Here is a 24,262-nt window from a genome sequence, read left to right as displayed (position 1 = left end):
GGTAATGCCACGCCTCTCTGTAGCTCTGGTGTCACTCGGCGGATCTGGTGTCACTCCGAGCAGCCGCAGCTACGCCTCGGGACCAGGGCCGCCGTCGGCGGTTCGGCGCTCCCGTCAAGGGAGAGCAGCAGGTCCACGGCCTGTTCGGCCATGGCCTGGAGCGGCTGCTCGGTGACCGTCAGCGCGGGAGCGGTGTAGGCGCTCTCCGGGGTGCCGTCGAGGCTGATCAGGGCGAGCCGGCCGGGGACGGGAAGGCCGCAGGCCCAGGCGCCGGACAGGACGCCGATGGCCTGCTCGTCGGTGGCCGCGATCAGGGCGCGCGGCAGTGCGCCCTCCGAGATCAGGCGGCGGGTCAGTGCATCCGCCGCCGCCCGCGAGTAGTCGGAGCGCAGGAGCACGGAGCCGGGGTCACCGCCGACAGCCGCCTCCCAGGCCTCCCGCCGCACCCCCACAGAGCCGGGCTCTCCGCCAACCGCCGCCTCCCAGGCCTCCCGCCGCACTCCCACAGGGCCTCCGTCGTGCGGACCCGCCAGGAAGGCGACGCTCCGGTGCCCGTGCTCGCGCAGGTGCGCGACCGCCTGCCGCACGGCCGCCCGGTTGTCGGCCGCCACCACCGGCGCGTGCCCGCCCGCGGGGCCGTGGTGGACGTAAACGGCGGGTACGCCGGTCGGCGCAGCCGCGTCACCGGAGGTGTCCGATGAGACGATCACCAGCCCGTCGACCTGGGCGGCCAGGAAGCGCTCGACGAGATGCCCCTGGCGCTCCGGCGAGTATCCGGCGTTGCCCACCAGCGTCAGCCGGTCGTGCCTCTCGAGCGCCTGCTCGACGTACCTGGCCAGCGCGCCGAAGTACGGGTTGGACGCGTCCGCCAGCACCAGGCCCACCACCCCCGTGGTGCGCGAGCGCAGCGCGCGGGCGATGCGGTTGGGGCGGTAGCCGAGCTCGGCCGCCGCGGCCAGGACGCGCTCGCGGGTCGCGGCGGCCACGGGACGGGGGCCGTTGTTGATCACATAGCTGACCACCGCCGTCGAGGTCCCCGCTCGGCGGGCGACGTCGGCCAGAGTGCTCGGGCGTTTCGTCATAGCGGTTTACATTCTCGCATCTAATCGTTTAGATAGAGCCTTCTAAACGATTAGATGTTAGGAGGTGCGCCGTGCTGCCCTTGATCATCGACACCGACACGGGCTCCGACGACGCGGTGGCGCTGCTGCTGGCCGCCGCCAGCGGTCTGGGCGACGTCCGCGCCGTGACCACGGTGGCGGGCAACGTGCCCCTGGCGACCGGGACCCGTAACGCGCTCATCTCCCTGCAGGCGGCCGGGCGCGGCGACGTTCCCGTCCATCCCGGCTGCGAGTGCCCGCTGACCCGCCCGCTCTCCACCGCCCAGCAGGTGCACGGCCATGACGGGATGGGCGACATCGGCCTGCCGGACCCCGAGCGCGCCGCCCGGCTCGAGCACGCGGTCGACGTCCTGCTGGACTACCCTCTCCGGCACCCCGGCGAGCTGACGCTGGTCACCCTCGGCCCGCTCACCAACCTCGCCGTCGCCCTGCTCCGCGACCGCGACCTGCTCGGCCGGTACCGGCACGTCTACTGCATGGCCGGCGCCGCCGACATGCACGGCAACATCTCGGCCACCGCCGAGTTCAACGTGTGGGCCGACCCCGAGGCCGCCCGGCTGGTGCTGGAGCGCGCCACGCCGGAGCAGGTGACGTGGATCGGCTGGGACGCCTCGCGCAAGGACGCCGTCATGACGCCCGCCGACCAGCTCCGGCTGGAGCAGCTCGGCACCCCCATGGCCACGTTCGCCCACCGCGTCAACCGCACGGTCGCCGAGTGGGCCCGGGACGTCACCGGGCTGGCCGGGTACGACCTCCCCGACCCCCTGGCGATGGCCGTGGCGCTCCGGCCCGAGCTGGTCCTCGAGCAGGAGCGGGCGTACGTGGGCGTCTCCCTCGGGGACGACACCCGCGGCCAGCTGATCGTCGACCGCCGCCGCTCCGCCCCCGCCCCGAACGTGACGCTGGTCCGGCGGGTCGACGAGCACGGCTTCAAGCAGTTGCTGTTCACCACCTGTGCCCTGGAGGGACATCGATGACCCCGCGCTACGAGCTCCACTGCCACCTCGACGGATCTGTACGCCCCGGCACCGTCGCCGACCTGGCCCGCCGCCAGGGCATCACCCTGGACGGCCCGGTCGAGCGGCTGGTCACGGCGCCCGCCGGCTGCGGCACCCTGAGCAGGTTTCTCACGTACATCGACGTGCCGCTCCAGGTGCTGCAGACCCCCGACGCGCTGAGCAGGGCCGCCCGCGAGCTGGTCGAGGACTGGCAGGCCGACGGCGTGGTCTACGGCGAGGTGCGCTTCGCTCCCCAGTTGCACGGCAGGCACGGCATGTCCCAGGACGAGGCGGTCGAGGCCGTCGCCGAGGGCCTGGCGGCGGGGCGGGCGGCAACCGGAGTGCGTACCGGGCTGCTGCTGTGCTGCCTGCGGCACCAGACGCCGGAGGAGAGCCTGTCCGTCGCCGAGACGGCGCTGCGGCACCGCGACAAGGTGGCCGGGCTCGACCTGGCCGGCGACGAGCGGCTGTACCCCGCCGCGCCGCACCGGGCCGCCTTCGACCTGGCCCACGCGGCGGATCTCCCGTGTACGGTGCACGCCGGCGAGGCGGCGGGGCCGGAGAGCATGTGGGAGGCGATCGACGTGCTCGGCGCCCGCCGGATCGGCCACGGCGTACGGTGCGCGGCCGACGCCGCGCTGCTCGACCGGCTGCGGCACGACCGGATCGCGCTGGAGATGTGCCCGATCAGCAACGTGCTGACCGGCGCCGTCCCCAGCCTGGCCGCACACCCGGCCACCCGGCTCCTGGCCGCCGGGCTCCCCGTCACCGTCAGCACCGACGCGCGCACCACCGCGGGGACCACGCTGGCCCGGGAGTTCGAGGGGTGGACGGCCGAGCAGGAGGAGCTCGCCCAGGCCCACGCGGCCGCCGCGGCGTTCGGGAACTGAAATTTTCACCGCGTCTTGACAGCCCCTGTTGCCAACCCGAACACTCTATGCCGCTTCTGCGACGTGACATACCACACAGTGTTAGCGTTAACAGCTTCGGGAGGCTACTCATGAGACGATCGCGCGCGACGGCGATCGCCCTTCTCTTGCTCCTCAGCGCGTTCCTCTTACCCGGGTCACCGGCCGCGAGCGCGGCCGCCAAGACCGTCTACATCCCCTCGCGCTGGGCGAGCACCGGCGAGGTGCCGTGGGCCTCCGATCGGACGAAAGAGTCCACGAACTTCATCCTGTTATGGGGTGACCGGTCGGGCACGAACCCCAAGACCGCGCCCTCCCCGTACAACTTCGACCCCGACAACATGCTCAGCCAGTTGGAGAGCCTCTACTCCTTCTACGTGAACACCATGAAGTTCACGCCGGAGAGCGGGCTGCTGGCGCAGTACAAGATCATCGTCATCGTCACCAGGACCTGGTCGAACGCCCCGCTCGACGCGTGGGCCACCGGCGGCTCGACCGACGGCAAGGTGGGCGTCATCAACATCGCCCCCGCCGCCGCGCTCCCCGGCTCATGGGGGCTGGCGCACGAGCTGGGGCACGTGTTCCAGAACTACACGTTCCTCGGCAGGTCCGGTTACGGCTTCACCGACCCGAGCGCGGGCACGTTCTGGGAGACGAGCGCCGAGTTCATGGCCATGCAGGTCTATCCGAAGACGGCCGCGGGCGACCTGACCAGGTTCATCCGTACGGAGAACCTCGCCTACAGCAGCAGCCGGCACCACTACGGGAACTGGATGCTCCTGCAGTACATCAAGGACCGCGACGGGCTGGCCATGTTCAACCGCATATGGAACGAGGCCAGGAGCAACGAGCACCCGCTGGAGACCTACCGCCGCCTCGCCGGCATCGACCAGGCGGAGCTGAACCGGCGGCTGGGTGAGTACGCCCAGCACCAGGTCACCTGGGACTACTCCAACCGCGCCGACTTCATGCCGTTCATCACCAGCCTGTATCCGTTCGTCACGGCCTACAACGGCGTGGACGTGCAGGCGGTCAACGCCGCGGCCGGGCACTTCCGCATCTCCGACGCCCTCGCGCCCTCCGACTACGGCTACAACAAGATCCGGCTCGTCCCGAGCAGCGACGGCGCCCTCATCCGGATGCGGTTCAGGGGGCACGTGAACTCCGCGGCGCAGTCGGGCTGGTCGTACGGGTTCGTCGCGGTGAAGAATGGCACGCCCCGGTACAGCCCCATCTACAACTCCTCGAACGGCGAGGTGACCTTCCAGACCCAGTCCGGCGAGAAGGACGTCTACCTCGTCGTCCTGGGCGCCCCCGGAGCCGTGCACAAGTACGCCTTCCTCGACGGCTACCCGAAGAACTACCGCTACCCGTACCAGTTCCGCCTGCAGGGCGCCGTGCCGTGGGGCTTCGAGCCCAACCACGTGCAGCCGGCCGCGCCGGGCGGCGGCCACTGGCACTCCAACGGCGGCGGCTGGGTGGACAACCGGGCCAACGTGGCCGCCACCGCCTACGTCGGCCCCCGAGCCGCCGTGTACGGCAACAGCACGGTCAGCGGCACCGCCCGCATCGAGGACCTGGCCTGGGTCAACAGCGGCGCGACCGTCGGCGGCAGCGCCGTGGTGAAGAACAGCGCCCTGGTCCAGGGTGGGGCGAACCTCGGCGGCAGCGTGGTCATCGGCGGCGACGCCGAGCCCGCCTCGGCCTGCTCCTCGGGGACGTACCTGATGTTCAACCCGGACCGCGGCTGCGACGGGCGCGGCGGCGAGACGGACGTGAACCCGTCCCATCCGATCTTCAGCGACGCCGACCTCGCCTTCGGCACCGGCGGCGGAGGGGATCCCACCCCGGTCAACCTGGCCGCGAGCGCGACGCCCTCGGCCTCGTACACCTCGCCCTGGGAGAGCGTCGCGGCCGTCAACGACGGCCTCGTGCCCAGCCCGCGCTGGGGCACCTGGCCGGAGACCGGCACCCAGTGGGCCGAGCTGACCTGGTCCACGGCTCAGACCCTCAAGTCGGCCGAGGTCTACTTCTTCGACGACGGCGGCGGGGTGCGCGTGCCCGCGTCGTGGAAGCTGCAGTACTGGAACGGCAGCGCCTACGCCGACGTGCCGGGGGCGAGCGCCTACGGGATCGCGGCCGGCACGTACAACCCGGTCACGTTCACCGCCGTGAGCACCACCCGGCTGAGGGTCGTGCTGGAGAGCGGTCAGGGCTCGGTCGGGCTGCTGGAGGTACGCGCTTACGGCTGACGCCGAGGAGGGCACCCGGACCGGGTGCCCTCCATGGGGTCACTCGGCGGGACAGACCGTGCCGGGCGGCGGCAGCTTCAGATCCACCAGGTACGTGGTGGCGTGCCTGATCGGGCATTTCTTGCCGGACAGGTACATGACGTGCCCAGGCCCGTCGTAGGCCACGGTGACCGAGCCCGGGATCATCTTCGTGAAGCTCTCGGTCCATCCGTAGTCGACCCACGTGGTGCCGACCCCCAGGAAGGGCGGCAGCCCGCGGACCGGCAGGGGCCGGGACGGGTTGGCCGCCGGCAGGGGCCAGCCGGCGCAGGCCAGCGCGTCGAAACCGGCTCCGCCGAAGTGGGGCGAGACCGCGCGCGACCGGCGGCGGGCCTCCCGGAACTGGGCGTAGCTCGTGAACCCTCGATCGTCCCCGCAGGTCATCGCGAGGAGCCCGGGCGTCGCCCAGACGCGTGCGTTGCCGAGGGCGAAGTCGGCGAAACCGGAGCCGTCGCCTCGACGCGCCTTGTCCACGGCGTCGGCGAAGGCCAGCCACCGCGAGTTCCCCGGTCCCGGGTCTCCGACGAAGCCGAAGCTCCGCAGGTGCCAGCCGGTCAGCTCCCCCTTGCCGAACTGCGACGAGGTGACCGGGATGGGCTTGCGATCGGCGTCCCGGGTGAGCTTTCGCCAGACCGCTCCGGCGTCCTCGCCGTGCAGCGCGCAGGCAGGGGTGGTCGCGCACCAGTCGGTGAACGTGGGGAACACCAGCCGCTCCATCTGCCGCAGCGACAGAAGCCCCTGGCCGAGCCAGCCGGTGGTCTGGTTGATCGTTCCGTCCAGGTACATGGCCCTGATGCGCTGCGGGAAGAGCCGGGCGTAGGCGGCGGCGGGCACCCCTCCGTAAGAGTTGGCCATGAAGCTCAGCCGCTCCTCACCCAGTCCCGCGCGGACGGCCTCCATGTCCCTGGCCACCGAGAGCGAGTCCATGTGGGCGAAGAGCCCGGTCCTGTCGTCGTTCTGGCACGTCCTGAACGCCTTGGCCATCGTCGCCGACAGGGCCTCGTACTGCCTCCGGTTCCTGGGCTCGTACAGCGTTGTCCCGGGCTGCTTGCAGGACGCGGGCTGGTGGTCCCGCCACACGGTGGTGCGGGGGTTGTAGGCGACGAGGTCGAAGCGGTGGCCCAGTTCGGCGAGGTCGGACGCGGCCCGCTTGAGGTCGTCGATGCCCTTCGCGCCGGGGCCCCCGGGGATGCCGAGCACGCTGCCGATGCGCCGGGCGGGCTCGGTGGCGGGCAGCCTGGCCAGATCCAGTGCGATCTTCGGCCCGTCCGGCTTCGCCCAGTCCACGGGCACCTCGATCGTCGCGCACTCCATGCCCTTGGGCACGTTCTCGCCCGGGCATGCCCGCCACGTCAGCCCCTGGGCGGCCGCCGGGGGCGTTCCCGCCAGCGCAGCCGCCATTGCCGCACCGACGACCAGGGCTCTGGTCTTGCCAGACATGTCGAATCCTCCGTTTCCTGGAGCTCTCCATGACCACGCTCGCCGAGCCGGGCGGCTGACACCACGGGGACGTCCGCCGTACCGGCTTCGGGATGTCCCCCAGGGGTTGTCCGGGTGGCCTCCCGGCGCGGGTGTTCGCCAAGCTGGACGGGTGGACAAGTGGCGAACGGCGGTCACCGCCCCGGTGGGGGCACGAGCGTGGCGGGAGCTCGGATACGCGCTGGCCATGCCGCTGATGGCGGGAGCCGGTCTGATCTACCTCCTCGTCGTGCTGCTGAGCGGCCTGATGGCGGCCAACATCGTCGGCCTCCCGCTCCTCGCCCTCTCCGTACGGGGTGCGAGGGGGCTCGGCGCGGCGAACCGAGGGCTGGCGCGGGCACTGGCGGGGGTGCGGGTGCCCGCGCCGGGCCCGTTCCGGTCCGAGCCCGGCCTGCTCAACTGGATGATGGCGGCGCTCGGCGACGTCGCGGGCTGGCGGGCGATCGTCCACAGCCTCGTCAGGCTGCCGACGGCGGTCCTCGCCTTCGCCGTCGCCGCCGGGCTGTGGGGCGGCGGCCTGTTCCTGCTCGTTTCCCCGCCGTGGTGGCCGGCCGTGGCGGCCGGGCCGGTGCTGCTGTTACTGGCGCCGTGGGGGGTGCGTCTCGCGCTCGTCCCCGAGCGGAGGCTCGTACGGATGCTCCTCGGACCGGCCCCGGGCACCGCGCGGATCCAGGCGCTGGAGCGCACGCGGGCGCTGGCCGTGGACGACGCCGCGGCCGCGCTGCGCCGGATCGAACGCGACCTGCACGACGGGACGGCGGCCCGGCTGGTCACGCTTGCGATGAGCCTGGGCATGGCGCAGGAGGAGCTGGAGGAGGCTCACGAGCCCGACCGGCTGGAACGCGCCCGCTCCCTGGTCGACAGCGCGCACCGCACCGCCAAGGAGACCCTGACCGAGCTCCGCGACCTGATCCACGGCATCCACCCGCCCGCGCTGGACAAGGGGCTCGAGATCGCCCTGGCCACGCTCGCCGCACGCAGCCCGCTCCCCGTCGAGCTCGACACCGACCTGCCCGAGCGGCCGTCCCCCGCGGTGGAGAGCATCGCCTTCTACTGCACGGCGGAGCTCCTCGCCAACGTGGCCAAGCACAGCGGCGCCCGGCGGGCCTCGGTCGAGGTACGGGCGCGGGACGGCCGGCTCAGGCTGCTCGTGTCCGACGATGGCCACGGCGGCGCGGCGATGGACCACGAAACCGGGACCGGGCTGCGCGGCCTCGCCGACCGCGTGCACATGGTGGACGGCCACCTCGACCTCCGCAGCCCGGCCGGAGGTCCTACGATGATCAGCATCGACCTCCCCCTGCACGTCTGACTCCCCGCACCTCCGAACGGAACCCGCATGCGCATCGTCATCGCCGAGGACGCCGTGGTTCTCAGAGACGGCCTCTGCCTGCTGCTCACCTCCCGGGGCCACCAGGTCGTCGCCGCCGTGGGAGACGGCGACGCGCTGCGGGCGGCCGTGGCCGAGCACCGCCCCGACGTGGCGGTGGTCGACGTACGCATGCCGCCGTCCCACACCGACGAGGGCGTGCGTGCCGCGATCCAGATCCGCCGCGACCACCCGGACCTGGGCGTGCTGGTGTTCTCCCAGTACATCGAGACCCGGTACGCGGCCCAGTTGCTCGCCGACGGGGCCCGCGGGGTCGGTTACCTGCTGAAGGAGCGCGTCGCCGACGTCAGGGACTTCCTCTCCGCCCTCGCCCGGATCGCGGACGGGGAGACCGTGCTGGACCCTGAGGTCGTCACCCAGATCATGGGCGCCAGCCGGCGCGTGGAGGCACTCTCCATGCTCACCCCCAGAGAGCGCGAGGTGCTGGCCATGATGGCGGAGGGCCGCTCCAACAGCGCCATCGCCGACGCGCTGTTCCTCTCGTACGGCTCGGTGGAGAAGCACGTGACGCAGATCTTCACCAAGCTGGGCCTGTCGCCCTCGGACGGCGACCACCGCCGGGTGCTCGCCGTCCTGCACTACCTTCAGGCTTGATCGTCGTACTCGATCGCGTAGTCCTGCTGCGACCGGTCCTTCAGCATGGCCGCCGCAACCACGCTGATCAGCGCACATATCGCCATATATACGGCGATGGCGAACGAGCTCTTGTACGTGGCGTACAACCACACCGCGATCAACGGCGCGGGCCCGCCCGCCGTCACCGAGGCCAGCTGGTAGCCGAGCGAGGCCCCGCTGTAACGCAGCCGCCCGGTGAAGCTCTCGGCGATGAACGTGGCCTGCGGGCCGTACTGGATGTCGTGGATGGGCGCGGCCAGCACGATGGCCAGGAAGACCAGCGAGGGCACGCGGGTGTCGAGCAGCGGCCAGTAGATGAACGACCAGGCCACCATGGCCGCGGCGCCGACGATGTAGAGCCTCCGGCGCCCCACGAGGTCGGAGATGTATCCCCAGAAGGGCACGGTGAACAGGGACACGATCCCGGCGGCGATGACGTACGGATAGATCTGCCCCGCTTCGAACCCCAGGGTCTTGGTGGCGTACGTCAGGATGAAGACGGTGAAGATGTAGAACGGCGCCTGCTGCCCGGTCCTGAGCAGGGCGCTCAGCACGATCTCCCGCCAGTTCCTGACGATGACCTCGCGCACGGGGACGCGCTCGACCCTGTTCTCCCGCAGGACCTTGGCGAAGACCGGCGTCTCCAGGATGCCGAGCCTGATGTAGAGGCCGACGCCGGCCATCACGATGCTGAGCAGGAACGGGATGCGCCATCCCCAGTAGGGGTCGAGCGGCTGGAACACCTCGAGGGCCAGGTAGCCGAGCACGAGCCCGACCGGCACCCCGAACTGCGGCCAGCTGCCCAGGAAGCCGCGCCGCCCGCCGCGCGACCTGCCCCACTCGGTGGCCAGCAGCACGGAGCCACCCCACTCGCCTCCGACGCTGATGCCCTGGAGCAGCCGGAGCACGGTCAGCAGGATGCCGCCCCAGACGCCGATCTGCTCGTACGTCGGCACCACGCCGACGAGTGCGGTGGCGACGCCCATGCTCAGGAGCGTGATGATGAGGGTGGCCTTGCGGCCGATCCGATCGCCGTAGTGTCCGAAGATCGCCGCCCCGATCGGGCGGGCGGCGAACCCGCCGAAGTAGGTGCCGAGTGACAGCAGCAGACCCGTCGTGGGGTCACTCTTCGGGAAGAACAGGTTCGCGAAGATCGTGCTGGCGGCGAAGCCGTACAGGAAGAAGTCGTACCATTCGATCGAGGTCCCCACGGCGGAGGCGATCACCGCCCGGACCCGCTGCCTTCTCGTCTGTGATGGTTGTCCTGTCGCGTCGAGTCGCTGCTCCTCTACCATCTACCGCTCCTCGGTAGGTCTTGCCTTTCCCGCGACGGTACATGAGTCGTCATCGACGGTCACCAGTCCGATCACCGGGCGCACGGGCGCCCGGTGATCGTGCCGGTCAGAAGTACTTCGAGGTGAGGTCCGTGGTGGGCCACGTCTTCACGGTGCTGATCGCCTCGCCGAGGATGGGATCGATCGAGTCGAAGTCGGGCGTCCCCGCTTCCGCCCTGCGGTTGAAGATCGCGCAGTAGCTGACGCCGTTCTGCACCCGCGCGAGGAAGCTGAACGTGCCGGGCAGGCTGCCGGTGTGCCAGGTGTTCAGGCCTCCGGCGTTGTTCGTGCGCACGTTCCAGCCGAGGCCGTACCAGGAGCCGTTGCCGGTCACGCCGGTCTCGGGCTTGGCGAAGATCCGGGAGAGCGACGTGGAGTTGAGCACGGGCCCGGCGGCGTTGAAGACGAAGCCCCACTTGACCAGGTCGACGGCCGAGGCGAGCCAGCCGCCGTTGGCGTCCATGTTCGGCAGGTTGAAACCGCCGTACGGGAACGGCACGACGGCGCCCGACTGGTCCACGACGCTCTTGCTGGTGAGCTTCGACGCGTAGGTCACCTCGGTGGAGAAGGCCTCGGCGCGGAGGCTGCGGCCCAGCCGCGGCCGCGTGATCCCGACGGGGGCGAGCAGCTTCTGCCGCACGTACGACTCGTAGCTCATGCCCGAGACCTTCTCGATGATCCGGCCGGCCAGCATGTAGCCGTAGTTGCTGTAGACGTACTTCGTGCCGGGGTCGAAGTCGAGCTTCCTCGCGGTGACGTACTTGATGATGTCGGCGTGGTCGACCGGCAGCGGCACGCCCAGCGACGCGGAGATCGTCTGGTCGTTGAAGAGCGGGTCCTTCGACACGGCGCTGTCCCAGCCGCCGAGGTGCTGGAGCAGCCGCCACAGGGTGACGTTCGCCAGCCGGGGGTCGGCCGTGGTGGACAGCCCCAGCAGCGAGGCCACCTTCGCGCCCAGCGTCAGCTTGCCGTCCTGGACCAGCCGGACGATCGCGGCCGCGGTGAGGCTCTTGCTGAGGCTCGCGATCCGGAACAGGGATGTCGGCTGCACCCGCACGAGGGCGCCCGGCTTGGAGTAGACCCCGTAGCCGCGCGCGAGCAGGATCTTGCCGTTCTTGGCGACCGCGAGCTGGGCGCAGGAGATGTCCCGCTCGGTGATGAACGTCTTCATCGCCTTGTCGAACCCGGCCATCGCGCTCGGCACGACACCGGTGGTCAGCGGCTCGGCCGCGGCGGCCCACGCGGGACGCGTCCCAAGCGCGATCGCCGGCACGGCGCCTGCGCTCGCCTGGAGGAGCCGTCGTCGGCTGAGCATGGTCACATTGCCCCCTACCGTCACTTTTATCGCAATAGGGGTACTTCGTACCACACCAGCCTGGGAGGCGGTGTTCGTGCTGGTCAGGATAGTGCCGCCGTTCGCATCCTGGTGGCCGTGCGGCTCTGGGATCCGGGACCGAGATCTTGACCTTGAGCCGGTGGATATCGACCATCGGTGAATGCGCCTGCCCCGCGTCAAACCCGAGCACGCTCCCGGCCAGGACCGTGACGAGTGGATCGTTGGGCGAGTGGATTCGGGCGACTTCGTGGCTGTCCCCGCGGAAGGGCTGCTGCCCGACCGCGTACGGCCGCCGGCGGCTAGAACTCGCTGAGTTCGAAGACGCCGATGTCGTCGGCCGAGGTGCCCTGGCTCGGGGAGGTCTGGTTGAGCGACGCCTCCACGGCGACCCAGCCGTGGAAGCCGCCCGCGCTGTCGATGATCTGCAGCATGGGCTTCACGTGCGAGTTGCCGGTGTAGCAGTGCTCGCCGCGGGCGTCGGCCAGTTCGCGCCGCCAGTGCCAGATGGTGTCCCTGCGGTCGGTGGACGTGGCGTTCGCGGTGGACAGGTAGTAGTCGGTGGCCGTCGTGGCGCCGCCCAGGCACCGGCCGCTCGAGCAGGGTCGCCACCCGAGCATCCAGAACGGCTTGCCCGCGCCCTCGTCGAGGTACGGCGTGCCCGCGTCGGTCTTCCACAGGTGGTAGTCGTGCTTGAGCCGGGTGTGGTCGAAGGCGGCGATCTCCGCCATCGACGCGCGCTCGCTCCATGTGGCGTTGCTGCCGTAGCCGTACCCGTGCGTCGCGCCGAACGAGCTGCCGCGGTAGGTGAGCTTGGCGAGCCGCCCGGCGATCGGCTCGCTGACCGTCCATTCCTCCCATCCGTTCCCGTCCCAGGTGATCCGCAGCACCGAGCCCGTCACCGTGTAGGTCCCGCTGAGGTGCTCGGGGAAGCTGGTGGCGGGGAAGCCGCCTGCGGTCTGCACCTGGCAGGCCCGCGCGCCGCAGCCGGCGCCGGTGACGCCGGTGTAGGCGCGGGACACGCGTACGCGCTGCGACCAGTGGAAGTGGGACTCGGTGGCCTTGCCGTCGGCGGTGAGGGAGTAGGTCGCGAGGCGTACCCAGTTCTCACGCGAGGTGGTCTTCAGGCCGCCGATGGCCACCACGAACCTGTACATTCCAGCCGGCGCCGCCGTGGCCGCGGCAGCCGGTACGGCGGGCAGCGCGACAGAAGCCGCCACCGTGGACACGAGGAGTACACGCAGGAAGACCGTCACAGGGACCTCCGGAGGCGAGGGCGTGCCATCGATCATGATGACAACCGGTGGCCGGCAGGGGAACGTGACGGAAAGACCAGATGACCTTCATGAGCCGGCCGGTCCCACCTGTGAGGGAGATCACGCGGCAACCGTGACACAACGGTGTCGCGGCGGGTCACCATCCTGAGGCCCATGAACACACCGATCACGCTGCTCATCGGCCAGGAACCGGCCGAGCTCGCCGAGACCCGCGACACCAACGACCGGCTGGAGAAGTTGCTGGACAGCCAGGTTCCGCTGCACGTGGCGGACGATCCGCAGGCTACCAGGGCCGCGCAGCGCGCCGGCGGTTTCGGGTTCCCGCCGCTCGGCCACGTGAGCGAGGCGAGCTGGCGGACCGTGACCACCCCGGACGGCAGCCGCCTGCCGCTGCGAGTCGTCCTGCCGCCCGGCGACAGGCGGCCGGACGGCGTGTTCCTGCATCTCCACGGCGGCGGGGGCGTGATCGGGTCCGCCGACGGGCAGGATCGGCGCCTGCGCGACCTGGCGGTCAACTGTCACGTCGCCGTGGTCAGCGTCGAGTACCGGCTCGCGCCCGAACACCCCTACCCCGCCGGGAACGACGACGCCGAGCAGGCCGCGCTCTGGCTGATGGAGCACGCCGCCGCCGAGTTCGGCTCCGGGCGGCTGCTCATCGGCGGGGAGTCGGCGGGGGCGCGGCTGTCGGTGAGCACGCTGCTGCGGCTGCGTGACCGGCACGGCGTGTCACCCGCGGAGGCTTTCCTGGGCGCGCAGCTCTCCTTCGGTTGGTACGATCTCGCCTTCGGCACGCCCAGCAGCCGCCACGCGGGCGACCGCAACCGGCTGATCAACACGCCGATCCTGGAGTGGTTCCGGGACAAGTTGCTGCCGGGACTGGGCCCGACCGAACGGTTCGATCCTGATATTTCCCCTCTTTATGCTGATCTGAGCGCCATGCCGCCCGCCCGGTTCGCTGTCGGCACCGCCGATCCGGTGCTCGACGACTCGCTGTTCATGGCGGCTCGCTGGTGGGCCGCCGGGAACGCCGCCGAGCTGGTGGTGGCGGCCGAGGGGTGGCACGGGTTCACGCTGCATCCCACAGCGCTGGCCCGGCAGGAGCTGGCGGCGCAGGAAGAGTTCGTCCGCCGGTGCCTGGCCTGATTCGAGAGGTGTCGTGAACCGTACCGAGCGCTTGTACGCCCTGGTCGACGAGTTGCGCGCGATCGCGCCCCGGCCGCGTACCGTCGGCTGGCTGGCCGCCAGGTTCGCCGTGTCACGGCGAACCGTTCAGCGTGACCTGCAGGCGCTCATGGAGGCCGGGGTGCCGGTGCGGGTGCAGCCGGGGCAGGGCGGAGGCTGGTTCGTCGACCGCGACCACGCCCTGCCGCCGATCAACCTCACCGCGGCGGAGGCGCTGGCGGTCGCCGCGGCGCTGGCCGGGGCCGAGGACGGGACCCCGTTCTCGGCCGCGGGCCCGGCCGCGATGCGCAAGCTGGCCGCCGCGCTCGGCTCGTCCGCCGCCGAGGAGGTACGCGCGCTGACCGAACGCATCCACGTGCTGCCCGCACGCACGGCGCCGGACGTGCTCGCGACCGTCGAGCAGGCGGTGGCACGGCAGCGCGTGGTGTGGATCCGCTACGCCGACGCCGGCGGCAGGGAGAGCGAACGGGAGGTCGAGCCGGGCGGGCTGCTGGCGGCCTCGGGATCGTGGTACCTGATCGGGTGGTGTCGCAGCCGCCGCGCCGGCCGCGGCTTCCGCCTCGACCGGATCCGCGCCGCCGAGCTGCGCGACGAACCGTGCCCGGCCCGTACGGTCCCGGCGCTCGACCGCGACCTGGCCGAACGCGTACGCCGGGCGGAGACCCTGAGATCGCTCAGCGGCGCCTGATCTCCCGAGGCCAGGACACCGCACCCGTCAGGCGCTGGCCTTCAACTGGTGGACGCGCTGCTTGGACAGGCCCATGACACGTGCGGTGTCCGGCTCAGCCCGGTGGCTCGAAGACCAGCTCTACGCCGGGGGTGTCCTCCGGCCAGGCCAAGGCGTGGATCTGCGCCAAATCGCGCTCCATCTGCGACAAGGAGCCGGCCACGCCGACGCCCTCCGTCTCCCCGGTAGGGCACCGCGACACCCAGCGCCCGTGTTCGTAGGTGATGACGTAGGTGATCGTCTCGCTCATCGGCTCGTCCTTCCGATGACCGCCTCCAGGCGCTTCAGGGTTTCACGAAGCATCAGCACGCAGCCTCCTATCCGAAGAGGAAGCCATGCAGTGCAATGCCGAGACAGGAGCGCTGGGGCGACCGCGTGAGCCGCCCCAGCGCTTCCGCGCATGATCCGGCGGGCTGTCAGCCGTTCACCGATGCTGCGCCGGCGAGCGGTAGATGCGTACGTAGTCGAACTCGGCGTTGACCGCCGGCTGCGCCCCGCCGTGTGCGACGAGGCCGATGCGCGGCGCGGTGTCCTTCGGGAACGTCCACACGCCGCCCCACGTCCACGTCCTGCCGTCGCGGCTCGAGCCGGCGCGGAACTCGTGCTCCCCGCTCACCGGATCCACGTGATGCGCCAGCCTGAGCCAGGTCGTCCTGGCCGGCGGGCCGACGATGTTGCCGCCGTAGGAGAGGCGGCCGGCGAACGAGAGCTCCCGGCCGTACTCCACCTGGCGGGTGTTCCAGATGGCCACCTGGGAGAGGCGGGCGAAGTCGTCGTCGGAGACGTAGGCGACCAGACCGGCCTGCTGGTAGTTGCGTACGGTGTCCTCGCCGAGGTCGAGCGTCACCTTGGTCTCGGCGATGTAGTCGCCCTCCGGCGCGTCGCGGAGCAGGACGCTCGCGGTGTTGGCGGTGCCCACCAGGTCGGAGCCCTGGACCGGCCAGCGCAGCACGCCGCCGTCCACGCGGGCGTCCGGGTCCTGGCGGACCCACTGCCAGGCGGAGTCCGTGCCGTCGAACTCGTCGGCGTCGACCAGCTTGCCGGTACGGGGCACCGGCGCCGGACGGGTGACGGGCTTGGCGAGCTTGGCCACGCTGACGTTGTCGAAGTCGGCCACACCGTCGGCTACCAGTGCGAACGTGCCTGACAGCGCAACCGGCGAGTCGAGCCGGACCGTGGCCTGGGGATCGCCGAGGCGGCTCGACGAGACCTCGGCCGTGATCGTCCGCCCCTTGACCGTGACAGCCAGGTTGCGCCACGTGGTGGCCCCGCCCGGCAGGGCGACCGTACGGCGCGCGCTTCCCGCCGTGACGGTGAGGCCGCTGCCGGACACCGTCACGGTCGCGCCGCCGATCCGCAACCCGGCCGACTGCCCGGCCGGTTGCCCGGCCGGCTCTCCAACCGGCTGCCCGGCCGGTTGCCCGGCCGGCTCTCCAGCCGGCTGCCCGGCCAGGCGGAGGTCCGTTTCCGCGCGGACGTCCCCGCCGACCGCCTGCCGCGCCGTCAGCGCGCCCTTGTCGGTGTGCCGGACATAGCCATCCTGTATGGCCCAGCCCGCACCCCGCCACCCCGACAGATCATCGGTCAGGCTCACGAACCCGCGCGTGACCGGCGTCTCCTCGGACCGCTCCGAGGGCCCGGCGCCCGCCCGCACCGCAGGCCAACCGTCGATCCAGTCCAGCCGGTCGAGCAGCATCGGCCGCTCGTTGATCCCGTACGGCTGGTCCAGGAACGGGTCGGCCCGGTCGATCGCGTGGTACACCATCCAGTCCTGGCCGGAGAGGTCGGTGAGCTGGGCGTGGTGGCCGGTCCCGATCCAGCGGTTGCCGTTCTGGTCGAGGACGGGGGTGCCGCCCGCACGGGACGCGAGCAGCGGCTGCCCTTCGCGGTCGACGAACGGGCCGCGCGGGCTGGTGGCACGACCGGCCAGGACGGAGTAGCCGGTGGTGGGGCCGGCGCAGCAGTTCGCGGACGAGGCGAGCAGGTAGTAGTAGCCGTCGCGGCGCACCACGTACGAGCCCTCGAACTTGTTGTCGATGGCCACCTGCGTCGGCTGCCCCACGGTGTGGAGGCCGTCGGGGGTCAGCTCAGTGACCCACAATCCCCCGAAAAATCCGCCGAAGTAGAGGTACTTCCGGCCGTCCACGTCCGTGAACTGCGCCGGATCGATCGTGTTCCAGTACGAGTCCCCGGACGGCCGCGGCGCGACCACCGGAGCCGGGAGGTGGGTCCACGGGCCGGTCGGCGTCGGAGCGGTGGCCGCGCCGATCGAGTAGTCCCACTCGTGCGGGGTGCTGGTGGTGTTGGTGACCGTGAAGTACATGACGTACCGGCCGTCGAGGTAGCGGACGTCGGGCGCCCAGAGCAGGCTGCCGGGGGCGGCGTACGGGGGCAGGTTGTCCTCGCCGAACGCGTCGCCCACGTACGTCCAGGAGACCAGGTCGGTGGAGCGGGCGATCGGCAGCCGGTGGTGCTTGCCCTCGCCCTCGCGTAGCGGGTCGGAGGTGCCGTACGAGTACCAGTAGCCGTCGAGGCCGCGGATCACGGCCGGATCGGCGAAGGTGTCGGCGAACCCCGCCGAGACGGGATTGTCGTACGACTGCCCAGCAAAGGAGGGCGTGGGTGAGAGTAACGACATGACCAGCGAAACGACCGCTGCGATCCGCATATATCAGCCTTTCAAGCCACTACGAGAGATGCCTTCGATGACGTACCGCTGGGTCAGCGCGAACAGGATCAGCACCGGAACGCTCGCCAGCACGGCGCCCGCCATGATCACCGGATAGTCGATCGTGTACGCGCCCTGCAGGATGGACAGCCCAGGCGGCAGAGTGAAGTAGTCAGGACTGAAGATCACGAAGACCGGCCAGATGAAGTCGTTCCAGTTGCTCATGAAGCTGAGCACCGCCAGCGTCGCCAGCGCGGGCTTCGACAGCGGCAACGTGATCCGCAGGAAGATGTGCCAGTGGTTGGCGCCCTCCATGAGCGCCGCCTCGTCCAGCTCGCGCGGCAGCCCGAGGAAGAACTGCCGCAGGAAGAACACCCCGAACGCGCCCGCCGCTCCCGGCACGATCAGCGCGGTCAGGCTGTCCAGCCAGCCCAGCTGGTCGATGATCAGGAACTGCGGGATGAGGAAGACGAACCCGGGCACCAGCAGCGTCCCCACGATGACGCCGAACATCAGCCTCTTGCCCCGGAACTCCAGCCTGGCCAGCGCGTACGCGGCCAGCGACGAGACGGCCAGGACGAGCAGCATGTGCCCGGTGGCCGCGATCAGGCTGTTGAGGAACCAGCGCAGCACCGGCGTCTGCGTGGTGCCCTCGAAGAGCCTGCCGTAGGCGTCGGCGGCCGGCTCGGCGGGCCACGGCGTGGGCGGCACCCGCGTCGCCTCGCTCTTGCTCTTGAACGAGGTGCCGAGCGCCCACAGCAGCGGCGCCACGAAGACCACGGCCAGCGCGACGAGGGCCGTGTACCGCCTCACGACCGCCCCCTGAAGAGCCGGAAGTTGAGCAGGCTGATCACGATCAGGGCCAGCGTGAGCACGTAGCTCATCGCGGAGGCGCTGCCCATCTTGTACTGGTTGAGCCCCATGTCGAGCATGTAGACGATCGCGGTCCTGGTCTCACCGCCGGGCGCGCCCTTGGTCAGCAGGTACGACTGCCCGAACATGTTCGCCGAGGCCAGAATCGTCGTCGTCACCACGAACAGCGCCACGGGCCGCAGTCCGGGCAGCGTCACGTGCCGGAACTCGGCCCACCGCCCGGCCCCGTCCACCTTGGCGGCGTCGTACAGTTCGCGCGGGATGTCCTGCATGCCCGCCAGGTAGATCACCCCGTTGAACCCCAGCGTCCACCACACGGTGACCCCCACGAGGGCCACCCACGCCCAGGGCAGCGAGGTCGTCCACGCGATGTCGGTGCCGAGCAGCCAGTCGACGAGGCCGAGGTTCGGGTCGAGCAGCAGCCGCCACATCAGGCAGACGACCGCCACCCCCAGCACGTACGGGGCGAAGAACAGCCCACGGAAGAACGTCCGCCCCCGGAACCGGCGGTTGAGCAGCAGCGCCACCCCGAGCGGCAGCACCACCAGGAACGGCACGCTGAACAGCGTGAAGATCCCGGTGGCCCGCATCGACATCCAGAAGTCGTCATAGACGGCCGAGGCGGGGTCGAACAGCGCGGAGTAGTTCTCCAGACCGACGAAGGGCTTGCCTTCGAGCATGTAGTCCCAGTCGTGGAGGCTCACCCAGATCCCGAAGACGGCCGGGGCCAGCACGAAGACGCCGAAGAGCACGAGGTACGGGGCCATGAAGAGGTAAGGTGTGGCCCGCCCTGACCAGGTGAGCGCTCCGGATCCGGCTTTCCTCGCCGTGGTGACGGTGAGCGTGGCCATCAGGCGCCGTACTTCTTCCGGTTCTGCTCGAGGATCTTGTCCGCCTTGGCCGCCGCCTCGGTGAGCGCGTCCTTCGGGCTCTTCTTCAGCAGGATGGCCGCGTTGACCGCCTGGTCCACCACCGCCGAGGCGTCACCGATCCCCGCCACCGACGGCAGGAAGTACAGGTAGTCGATCTGGGAGCCGATGGCCGCCTGCTCCTTCAGCGCCTTGAACTCCGCGCTCTCGCGGATGGACCTGCGCGCCGGGACCTGCCCCGCCTTGGCCCACTCGATCGAGTGGCCGCTGATCCAGTTGATGAACACCTTGGCCGCGGCCAGCTTGTTCTGGTCGGGCTTGCGCTGCCGGAAGACGACGAACTGGTGCGAGCCCGCCCAGGCGGAGGGCTGCGTGCCGATCTGGGGCAGCGGCGCCACGCCCCACTCCAGGCCCTTGACCTCGCGCAGCGTGTTGATGGACCAGATGCCGTTCCAGTTGAAGGCGGCCTTGCCGTTCTGCAGGGCGATGAAGTCGGCGTCCTGGCCCACGTTCTTGGGGCTGTAGCCCTTGTCGACCAGGTCGACGAGCCAGGTCAGCGCCTGCACGCCGGGCTCCTCGGCGAAGCGCGACACGCTCGCGTCGTCGGCGAACAGCCGGCCGCCGTTCTGGTGGAGCAGGGTGCCGAACTGCATGCTCCCGGTGAACGGGAACGGCGTCGCCCAGTGCCCCTGGATGCCGGCCCTTTTGAGCTTCTCGAGAGCAGCCAGGTACTCCTCGCCGTTCTTGGGCGGGTTGTCCGGATCGAGCCCGGCCCGCTCCATGACCGTCTTGTTGTAGAACATGCCGAGCGGGTGCACGTCGAGCGGGATGGAGTAACGCGCGCCCTTGTACACCCCGGCCTGCCAGACCGGGGGCGAGAAGTCGGCCTCGGTGAGGCTGAGCGCCTTCGCCACGTCGTCGAGGGGCAGGACCACCTGGCGGGCGGCGTTGGTGGCCACGCTGTCGACGTGCATGATGCCGATGTCCGGGCCCTGACCTGCGGTGACGGCGGCCGGGACCTTGGTGTAGTAGTCCGACCACTGGTAGACGTTCATGGCGACTTTGATGTTCGGGTGCTCGCTGTTGAACTGCTCCACCAGCCGCTTCATGAACGGGCCGTCGCCGCCGGTGAAGCCGTTCCAGAACGCCAGGGAGACGGCGGGGCCCGTGTAGCTCGTGGGGGCGGCCGTCGCCTGCGCGCCCGTCTGCTGCTGCGCCGCCTGCCGCGGCCCGCCGCCCCCGCCGCATCCGGTGAGGACCAGTGCGCCGAGACCGAGACCGAGCGCGCGCCGCCGGGTGAGGCCATCCAAGGACATCTCCATCACACTCCTGCTGCCCATGTGGTGATGCCTCGTTCTACATCGTTGTATCCAACGTTGTAAACAGCGGCGGAGAACTTGTTGCATCGTTGTAAATCCCGGCCGCGATCCCGACGACGTGCCACATCGGCCCCCCGCCTCCCGAGGCGGGGGCGCCGATCAGCCGCCGTCCGCGACAGACACGAAGCCGGTGCCGGCCCGGTAGTGGGGCGACTGGTGCCGGAAGTAGGTGTTGTAGACCTCGCAGTAGCGGCCGCCGCGCGCCAGCAGGCTCGCGTGGTCGCCCTCCTCCACGATCCGCCCGTGATCCAGCACGATGATGCGATCGACGTGCTCGATCGTGGAGAGCCGGTGCGCGATGACGATGGACGTCCGCCCCGCCAGCACCAGGTCCAGCCCCTCCTGGATCTGGGCCTCGGTCAGCGGGTCGACGCTGGCCGTGGCCTCGTCCAGCACCACGATCGCCGGATCCTGGATCAGCAGCCGCGCCAGCGCGACGAGCTGCCGCTGCCCCATCGACAGGGCACGCCCGTGCTCGCCCACATCCGTCTGCAGGCCGTTCGGCAGGGCGTCGATCCAGTCGCCGCCGCCGACCGCCGCCGCGGCCGCCCGCACCTCGTCGTCACTCGCGGCCGGCCTCGGGTAGCGGATGTTGTCGGCCACCGTGCCGCTGAACAGGAACGGCGCCTGCGGCACCGCGCCGATCTGGCTGCGGTAGGCGCCCAGCTCCAGGGTGCGGATGTCACGCCCGTCGATCAGCAGCCGGCCTTCCTGGAACTCGTAGAACCGGGTGATCAGCTTGCTGAGCGTCGACTTGCCGGCACCGGTGTGGCCGACGAGCGCCACGGTCTCCCCCGCCTCGATGTGCAGGTCGAAGGCGCGCAGCACCGGGTGGTCGGGGTCGTAGCCGAAGGTGACGCCCTGGAACTCGATGCGGCCCGCCAGCCGCCCCGGAGGCTCCGCCGCGGTCTGCACCACGCGCGGCGGGGCGTCGATCAGCGCGAAGACCCGCTCGGAGGCGGACAGGCCCTGCTGGAACTGGGACCAGAACGCGGCAATGGAGGTCAGCGGGAACCAGAAGAGCGACACCCCTTGCAGGAACAGGTACCAGTCGCCGGCGGACAGGCCACCCTCCAGCACCGCCGTGCCGCCCAGCTGGACGAGGGCCACCGTCGCGAGCCCGGCCACGAGGAAGAGCACGGGGAAGATGGTGGAGAAGACGAACCCCTGCCTGAGCGTCACCTGGTAGCTCTGCCGGTTGATGGGCCCGAACTCGTCGTAGACCTGCTGCTCCTGGCGGAAGTTCTTCGCCACCGCGATGCCGCCCATGGTCTCCTGGAGGTTGGCGTTGACCCGGCTCAGCGAGCGCTGCGCCCTGCGGGTGCCGATCCTGGCCAGGCGCCGGAAGAGCAGCGCGAGGCCCACCACGACCGGCACCACCAGCAGCGTCAGCAGGGCCAGCTCGGCACTGCGGACGAACAGCAGGACCGTGACGAACCCCACCATCAGCGTCTGGCTGATCAGGTCCATGGTCAGCGTGGACACACTGGCGAAGTCGTCGGTGTCGGACGTCACCCGGCTGACGATCTTGCCGGACGGCGTCTCGTCGTAGAACGACAGGTCGCGCTCCAGCACCGCGTCGAACGCGTCCTCGCGCAGCCGCAGCACCACGTCACCGGTGACCCGCGCGCTGTACTTCTGCCGGACGAAGTTGAACACCCACGAGAACGCCCCGGCGACCAGGGTCCCCACCGTGAGCAGCCAGCCCACCTGGCCGATCGTCCCGTCGGCGAGCGCGTCGACGGCCAGGCTGCCCAGCGCGGGTATCGCCGCCTGGCTCGCGGACACCAGCACGATCATGGTGGCGACCAACAGCATCGTCCCCAGCTTCGGCCGGAAGTACGACATGATCCGGCGCAGCAGGTCACGGTCGCTGTATGTGCGGTCGTAGTCCTCGGCGTCAAGGCCGTCCATGATGAAGCCCATCAGCGCACCCCTCCCTGCTCCCCTGCCAGGACCCCGAGCTCGGCGCCCTCTCCGTCCGTCTCCACCTCGTCGTAGTGCGCGAAGATCCGGCGGTAGAGGCGGCTGCGGGTGATCAGCTCGTCGTGGGTGCCGAAGTCGACGACCTCGCCCCGCCGCAGCAGCAGCACCTTGTCCGCCCACCGGATCTGGGACAGGCGGTGGGTGATCAGCAAGGTCGTACGCCCTTCGAGGATGCGCCCGATCGCCTGCTGGATCAGGTCTTCGGTCGCGGAGTCGATGGCGCTGGTCGAGTCGTCGAGCACGAGGATCGCCGGATCGGTCAGCAGGGCGCGCGCGATGGCCAGCCGCTGCCGCTGCCCGCCGGAGAGCGTGACCCCGCGCTCCCCGATCACGGTGTCGTAGCCGTCGTCCAGCTCGGCGATGAACTCGGCGGCCTGAGCGTCCTCCGCCGCCCGCACCACGGCCTCGTGGTCGGCGCGCTGCCCCAGGCTGAAGGCGATGTTCTCGGCCACGGACCGCGAGAACAGCACGATGTCCTGCTCGATGGTGGAGATCTGCGACCGCAGCGAGTCGAGGTCCCAGTCGCGCACGTCGACCCCGTCGACGAGGATCCGCCCGGACGTGACGTCGTAGATCCGCGGCACGAGCTTGGTCAGCGTGCTCTTGCCCGACCCGGTCTCGCCGACGATCGCCACCGTCTCCCCGGGCCGCACGGTGAACGTCACACCGCGTACCGCCGCACCCGCGTCGTCCTCGTACGCGAACGTGACGTCGTCGAAGACGATCTCCCCGCTGATCGGCGCGGCGTGCCCGTCCGCCCGCTGCTCGATCTCGCTCTCCGCGGTCATGATGCCGAGGATCCTCCGCGCGGAGACGATGCCGATCTGCATCAGCGAGAACGTGAAGATCGACATCTGCGTCGGGAACCCGAGCATGCCCATGAGCCCCATGAACGCCACCAGCTCCCCGATGGTGATCGCCCCGGTGCTCTGGAGATAGAGGGCGTGCCACAACGCCCCCGCCATGGCGAAGGAGAACAGCAGGGTGGGCAGGTAGCGCGCCTGCACCAGCCCGTTCTTGACGAACGAGTCGCGGTAGCGCCGCGCGTCGGCCCGGAACCGGCGCCGCTCCTGACCCTCCTGCGCGGTCACCTTGATCACCTCGATGCCCCGCACGGCCTGGTTGAGCCCCGCGTTGAGGTCGCCGAACTGCTCCCGCATGCGCGTCGCCACCGGGTTGAGCTGCTTCATGTAACGCCAGAGCGCGATCGCGAACACGACCGCGAACACCCCGGGCGCCAGCAGCAGCCGCAGGTCGATCGCCCCGATGAAGAAGATGGGCACCAGCCCGGTGAGCCCCGAGTCGACGATCAGATCGGCACCGGGCGTGATCATGATGGAGAGCTGCCGGATGTCGTTGGCGGCCCTGGCCATCAGGTCGCCGACCCGCTGCCGGTTGTGGAAGGTCTGGCTCTTGCCGAGCAGGCTCACGTACAGCTCGTCACGCGCGTCCCGCTCCAGCCGCTTGGCCAGGACCTCGCTCGACAGCCGGGCGACGAGATCGAACAGCCCGCGGGCCAGCACGATCGCCAGCAACGCCAGGGCGATCAGGCCGAGCGCGTCGAGCGGCTCCCCCCGCTTGCCCAGCACGGCGTCGAAGGCGTCACCGGTGAACTGCGGCACCATGGCGTTGAGCACCACCATGACCAGCGACCCACCGAGGAATCCGATGAGGTGGAGTGGGTGGCGGCGCAGATGGGACCAGAGCCAGCGCACCGGGCCACGCCGGTTGTAGCGTGGCCCGGAGACGGAGAACTCCGAATGGCTGGTGGTCACAGTCAGGCCCTCCCCGGCCGCGAGCTGGTCCGTATCGAACCTGCTTTCTATCACCGG

General features: G+C 70.5%; 19 protein-coding genes. 7 read left to right on the top strand and 12 right to left on the bottom strand.

Annotated features, from left to right (window positions below; genetic code table 11):
- Positions 1 to 50: 50 nt before the first annotated feature.
- Complete coding sequence (locus AB0J64_RS03170) at positions 51 to 1,082, bottom strand: LacI family DNA-binding transcriptional regulator (RefSeq protein WP_364019753.1); 1,032 nt, start codon at positions 1,080 to 1,082, stop codon at positions 51 to 53.
- Positions 1,083 to 1,153: 71 nt separating this feature from the next.
- Here AB0J64_RS03170 and AB0J64_RS03165 point away from each other — a divergent pair, with 71 nt between their 5' ends.
- From AB0J64_RS03165 to AB0J64_RS03155, 3 genes are all read left to right on the top strand, one after another.
- Entirely contained in the window at positions 1,154 to 2,098 is a 945-nt protein-coding gene (locus tag AB0J64_RS03165; RefSeq protein WP_364019751.1) for a nucleoside hydrolase, read from the top strand.
- Positions 2,095 to 3,009: an adenosine deaminase gene (gene add, locus AB0J64_RS03160; protein ID WP_364019748.1), complete on the top strand. Its 915-nt coding sequence runs from the start codon at positions 2,095 to 2,097 to the stop codon at positions 3,007 to 3,009. The genes AB0J64_RS03165 and add overlap by 4 nt, the downstream gene beginning before the upstream one ends.
- Positions 3,010 to 3,119: 110 nt before the next feature.
- Positions 3,120 to 5,279, top strand: a complete 2,160-nt coding sequence (locus AB0J64_RS03155; protein WP_364019745.1) for a DUF6055 domain-containing protein — start codon at positions 3,120 to 3,122, stop codon at positions 5,277 to 5,279.
- A gap of 39 nt (positions 5,280 to 5,318) precedes the next feature.
- Here AB0J64_RS03155 and AB0J64_RS03150 read toward each other — a convergent pair whose 3' ends face one another.
- Positions 5,319 to 6,758, bottom strand: a complete 1,440-nt coding sequence (locus tag AB0J64_RS03150; protein ID WP_364019742.1) for an alpha/beta fold hydrolase — start codon at positions 6,756 to 6,758, stop codon at positions 5,319 to 5,321.
- Positions 6,759 to 6,909: 151 nt separating this feature from the next.
- Between AB0J64_RS03150 and AB0J64_RS03145 the strand changes: the two genes are divergently transcribed.
- Positions 6,910 to 8,109: a sensor domain-containing protein gene (locus AB0J64_RS03145; RefSeq protein ID WP_364019739.1), complete on the top strand. Its 1,200-nt coding sequence runs from the start codon at positions 6,910 to 6,912 to the stop codon at positions 8,107 to 8,109.
- Positions 8,110 to 8,136: 27 nt separating this feature from the next.
- On the top strand, positions 8,137 to 8,781 hold the full coding sequence (locus AB0J64_RS03140) for a response regulator transcription factor (RefSeq protein ID WP_364019736.1): 645 nt from the start codon (positions 8,137 to 8,139) through the stop codon (positions 8,779 to 8,781).
- On the opposite strand, the gene AB0J64_RS03135 is transcribed toward AB0J64_RS03140, so the two are convergent.
- The 3 genes from AB0J64_RS03135 to AB0J64_RS03125 all read right to left on the bottom strand — a co-directional run bounded on the left by AB0J64_RS03135 (position 8,772) and on the right by AB0J64_RS03125 (position 12,761).
- A complete protein-coding gene (locus AB0J64_RS03135) occupies positions 8,772 to 10,097 on the bottom strand; it encodes an MFS transporter (RefSeq protein WP_364019733.1) in 1,326 nt (441 codons plus the stop codon). The genes AB0J64_RS03140 and AB0J64_RS03135 overlap by 10 nt on opposite strands.
- A gap of 106 nt (positions 10,098 to 10,203) precedes the next feature.
- Entirely contained in the window at positions 10,204 to 11,451 is a 1,248-nt protein-coding gene (locus AB0J64_RS03130; RefSeq protein WP_364019940.1) for a serine hydrolase domain-containing protein, read from the bottom strand.
- A 320-nt stretch (positions 11,452 to 11,771) separates the two neighbouring features.
- On the bottom strand, positions 11,772 to 12,761 hold the full coding sequence (locus AB0J64_RS03125) for a hypothetical protein (protein ID WP_364019730.1): 990 nt from the start codon (positions 12,759 to 12,761) through the stop codon (positions 11,772 to 11,774).
- Positions 12,762 to 12,899: 138 nt separating this feature from the next.
- Here AB0J64_RS03125 and AB0J64_RS03120 point away from each other — a divergent pair, with 138 nt between their 5' ends.
- The gene (locus tag AB0J64_RS03120) at positions 12,900 to 13,889 is read left to right on the top strand and encodes an alpha/beta hydrolase (RefSeq protein WP_364019728.1); all 990 of its coding nucleotides are present in this window, start codon (positions 12,900 to 12,902) and stop codon (positions 13,887 to 13,889) included.
- A gap of 13 nt (positions 13,890 to 13,902) precedes the next feature.
- Positions 13,903 to 14,616 carry a WYL domain-containing protein gene (locus AB0J64_RS03115; RefSeq protein WP_364019725.1) on the top strand — a complete coding sequence of 238 codons (714 nt, stop codon included), beginning with the start codon at positions 13,903 to 13,905 and terminating at the stop codon, positions 14,614 to 14,616.
- A gap of 94 nt (positions 14,617 to 14,710) precedes the next feature.
- Here the strand turns inward: AB0J64_RS03115 and AB0J64_RS03110 are convergent, their stop codons facing one another.
- The 7 genes from AB0J64_RS03110 to AB0J64_RS03080 all read right to left on the bottom strand — a co-directional run bounded on the left by AB0J64_RS03110 (position 14,711) and on the right by AB0J64_RS03080 (position 24,205).
- Positions 14,711 to 14,905 carry a hypothetical protein gene (locus AB0J64_RS03110; RefSeq protein WP_364019722.1) on the bottom strand — a complete coding sequence of 65 codons (195 nt, stop codon included), beginning with the start codon at positions 14,903 to 14,905 and terminating at the stop codon, positions 14,711 to 14,713.
- 174 nt (positions 14,906 to 15,079) lie between these two features.
- Positions 15,080 to 17,323 (bottom strand): family 43 glycosylhydrolase, encoded by a 2,244-nt coding sequence (locus AB0J64_RS03105; RefSeq protein ID WP_364019719.1) that lies wholly within the window; start codon positions 17,321 to 17,323, stop codon positions 15,080 to 15,082.
- Between the two features lie 3 nt (positions 17,324 to 17,326).
- Positions 17,327 to 18,136, bottom strand: a complete 810-nt coding sequence (locus AB0J64_RS03100; RefSeq protein ID WP_364019716.1) for a carbohydrate ABC transporter permease — start codon at positions 18,134 to 18,136, stop codon at positions 17,327 to 17,329.
- On the bottom strand, positions 18,133 to 19,047 hold the full coding sequence (locus tag AB0J64_RS03095) for a sugar ABC transporter permease (protein WP_345001687.1): 915 nt from the start codon (positions 19,045 to 19,047) through the stop codon (positions 18,133 to 18,135). Before AB0J64_RS03095 ends, AB0J64_RS03100 begins: the two co-directional genes overlap by 4 nt.
- The gene (locus AB0J64_RS03090) at positions 19,047 to 20,381 is read right to left on the bottom strand and encodes an ABC transporter substrate-binding protein (protein ID WP_364019713.1); all 1,335 of its coding nucleotides are present in this window, start codon (positions 20,379 to 20,381) and stop codon (positions 19,047 to 19,049) included. The genes AB0J64_RS03095 and AB0J64_RS03090 overlap by 1 nt, the downstream gene beginning before the upstream one ends.
- A 162-nt stretch (positions 20,382 to 20,543) precedes the next feature.
- Entirely contained in the window at positions 20,544 to 22,370 is a 1,827-nt protein-coding gene (locus AB0J64_RS03085; protein ID WP_364019711.1) for an ABC transporter ATP-binding protein, read from the bottom strand.
- On the bottom strand, positions 22,370 to 24,205 hold the full coding sequence (locus AB0J64_RS03080; protein WP_364019708.1) for an ABC transporter ATP-binding protein: 1,836 nt from the start codon (positions 24,203 to 24,205) through the stop codon (positions 22,370 to 22,372). Before AB0J64_RS03080 ends, AB0J64_RS03085 begins: the two co-directional genes overlap by 1 nt.
- Positions 24,206 to 24,262: the final 57 nt, after the last annotated feature.

The sequence above is a fragment of the Nonomuraea sp. NPDC049695 genome, from assembly GCF_040674955.1.
Classification (GTDB): domain Bacteria; phylum Actinomycetota; class Actinomycetes; order Streptosporangiales; family Streptosporangiaceae; genus Nonomuraea; species Nonomuraea helvata.
The sequence above is the reverse complement of the archived record's forward strand: the minus strand, read 5'-3'. Positions and strand labels throughout refer to the sequence as shown.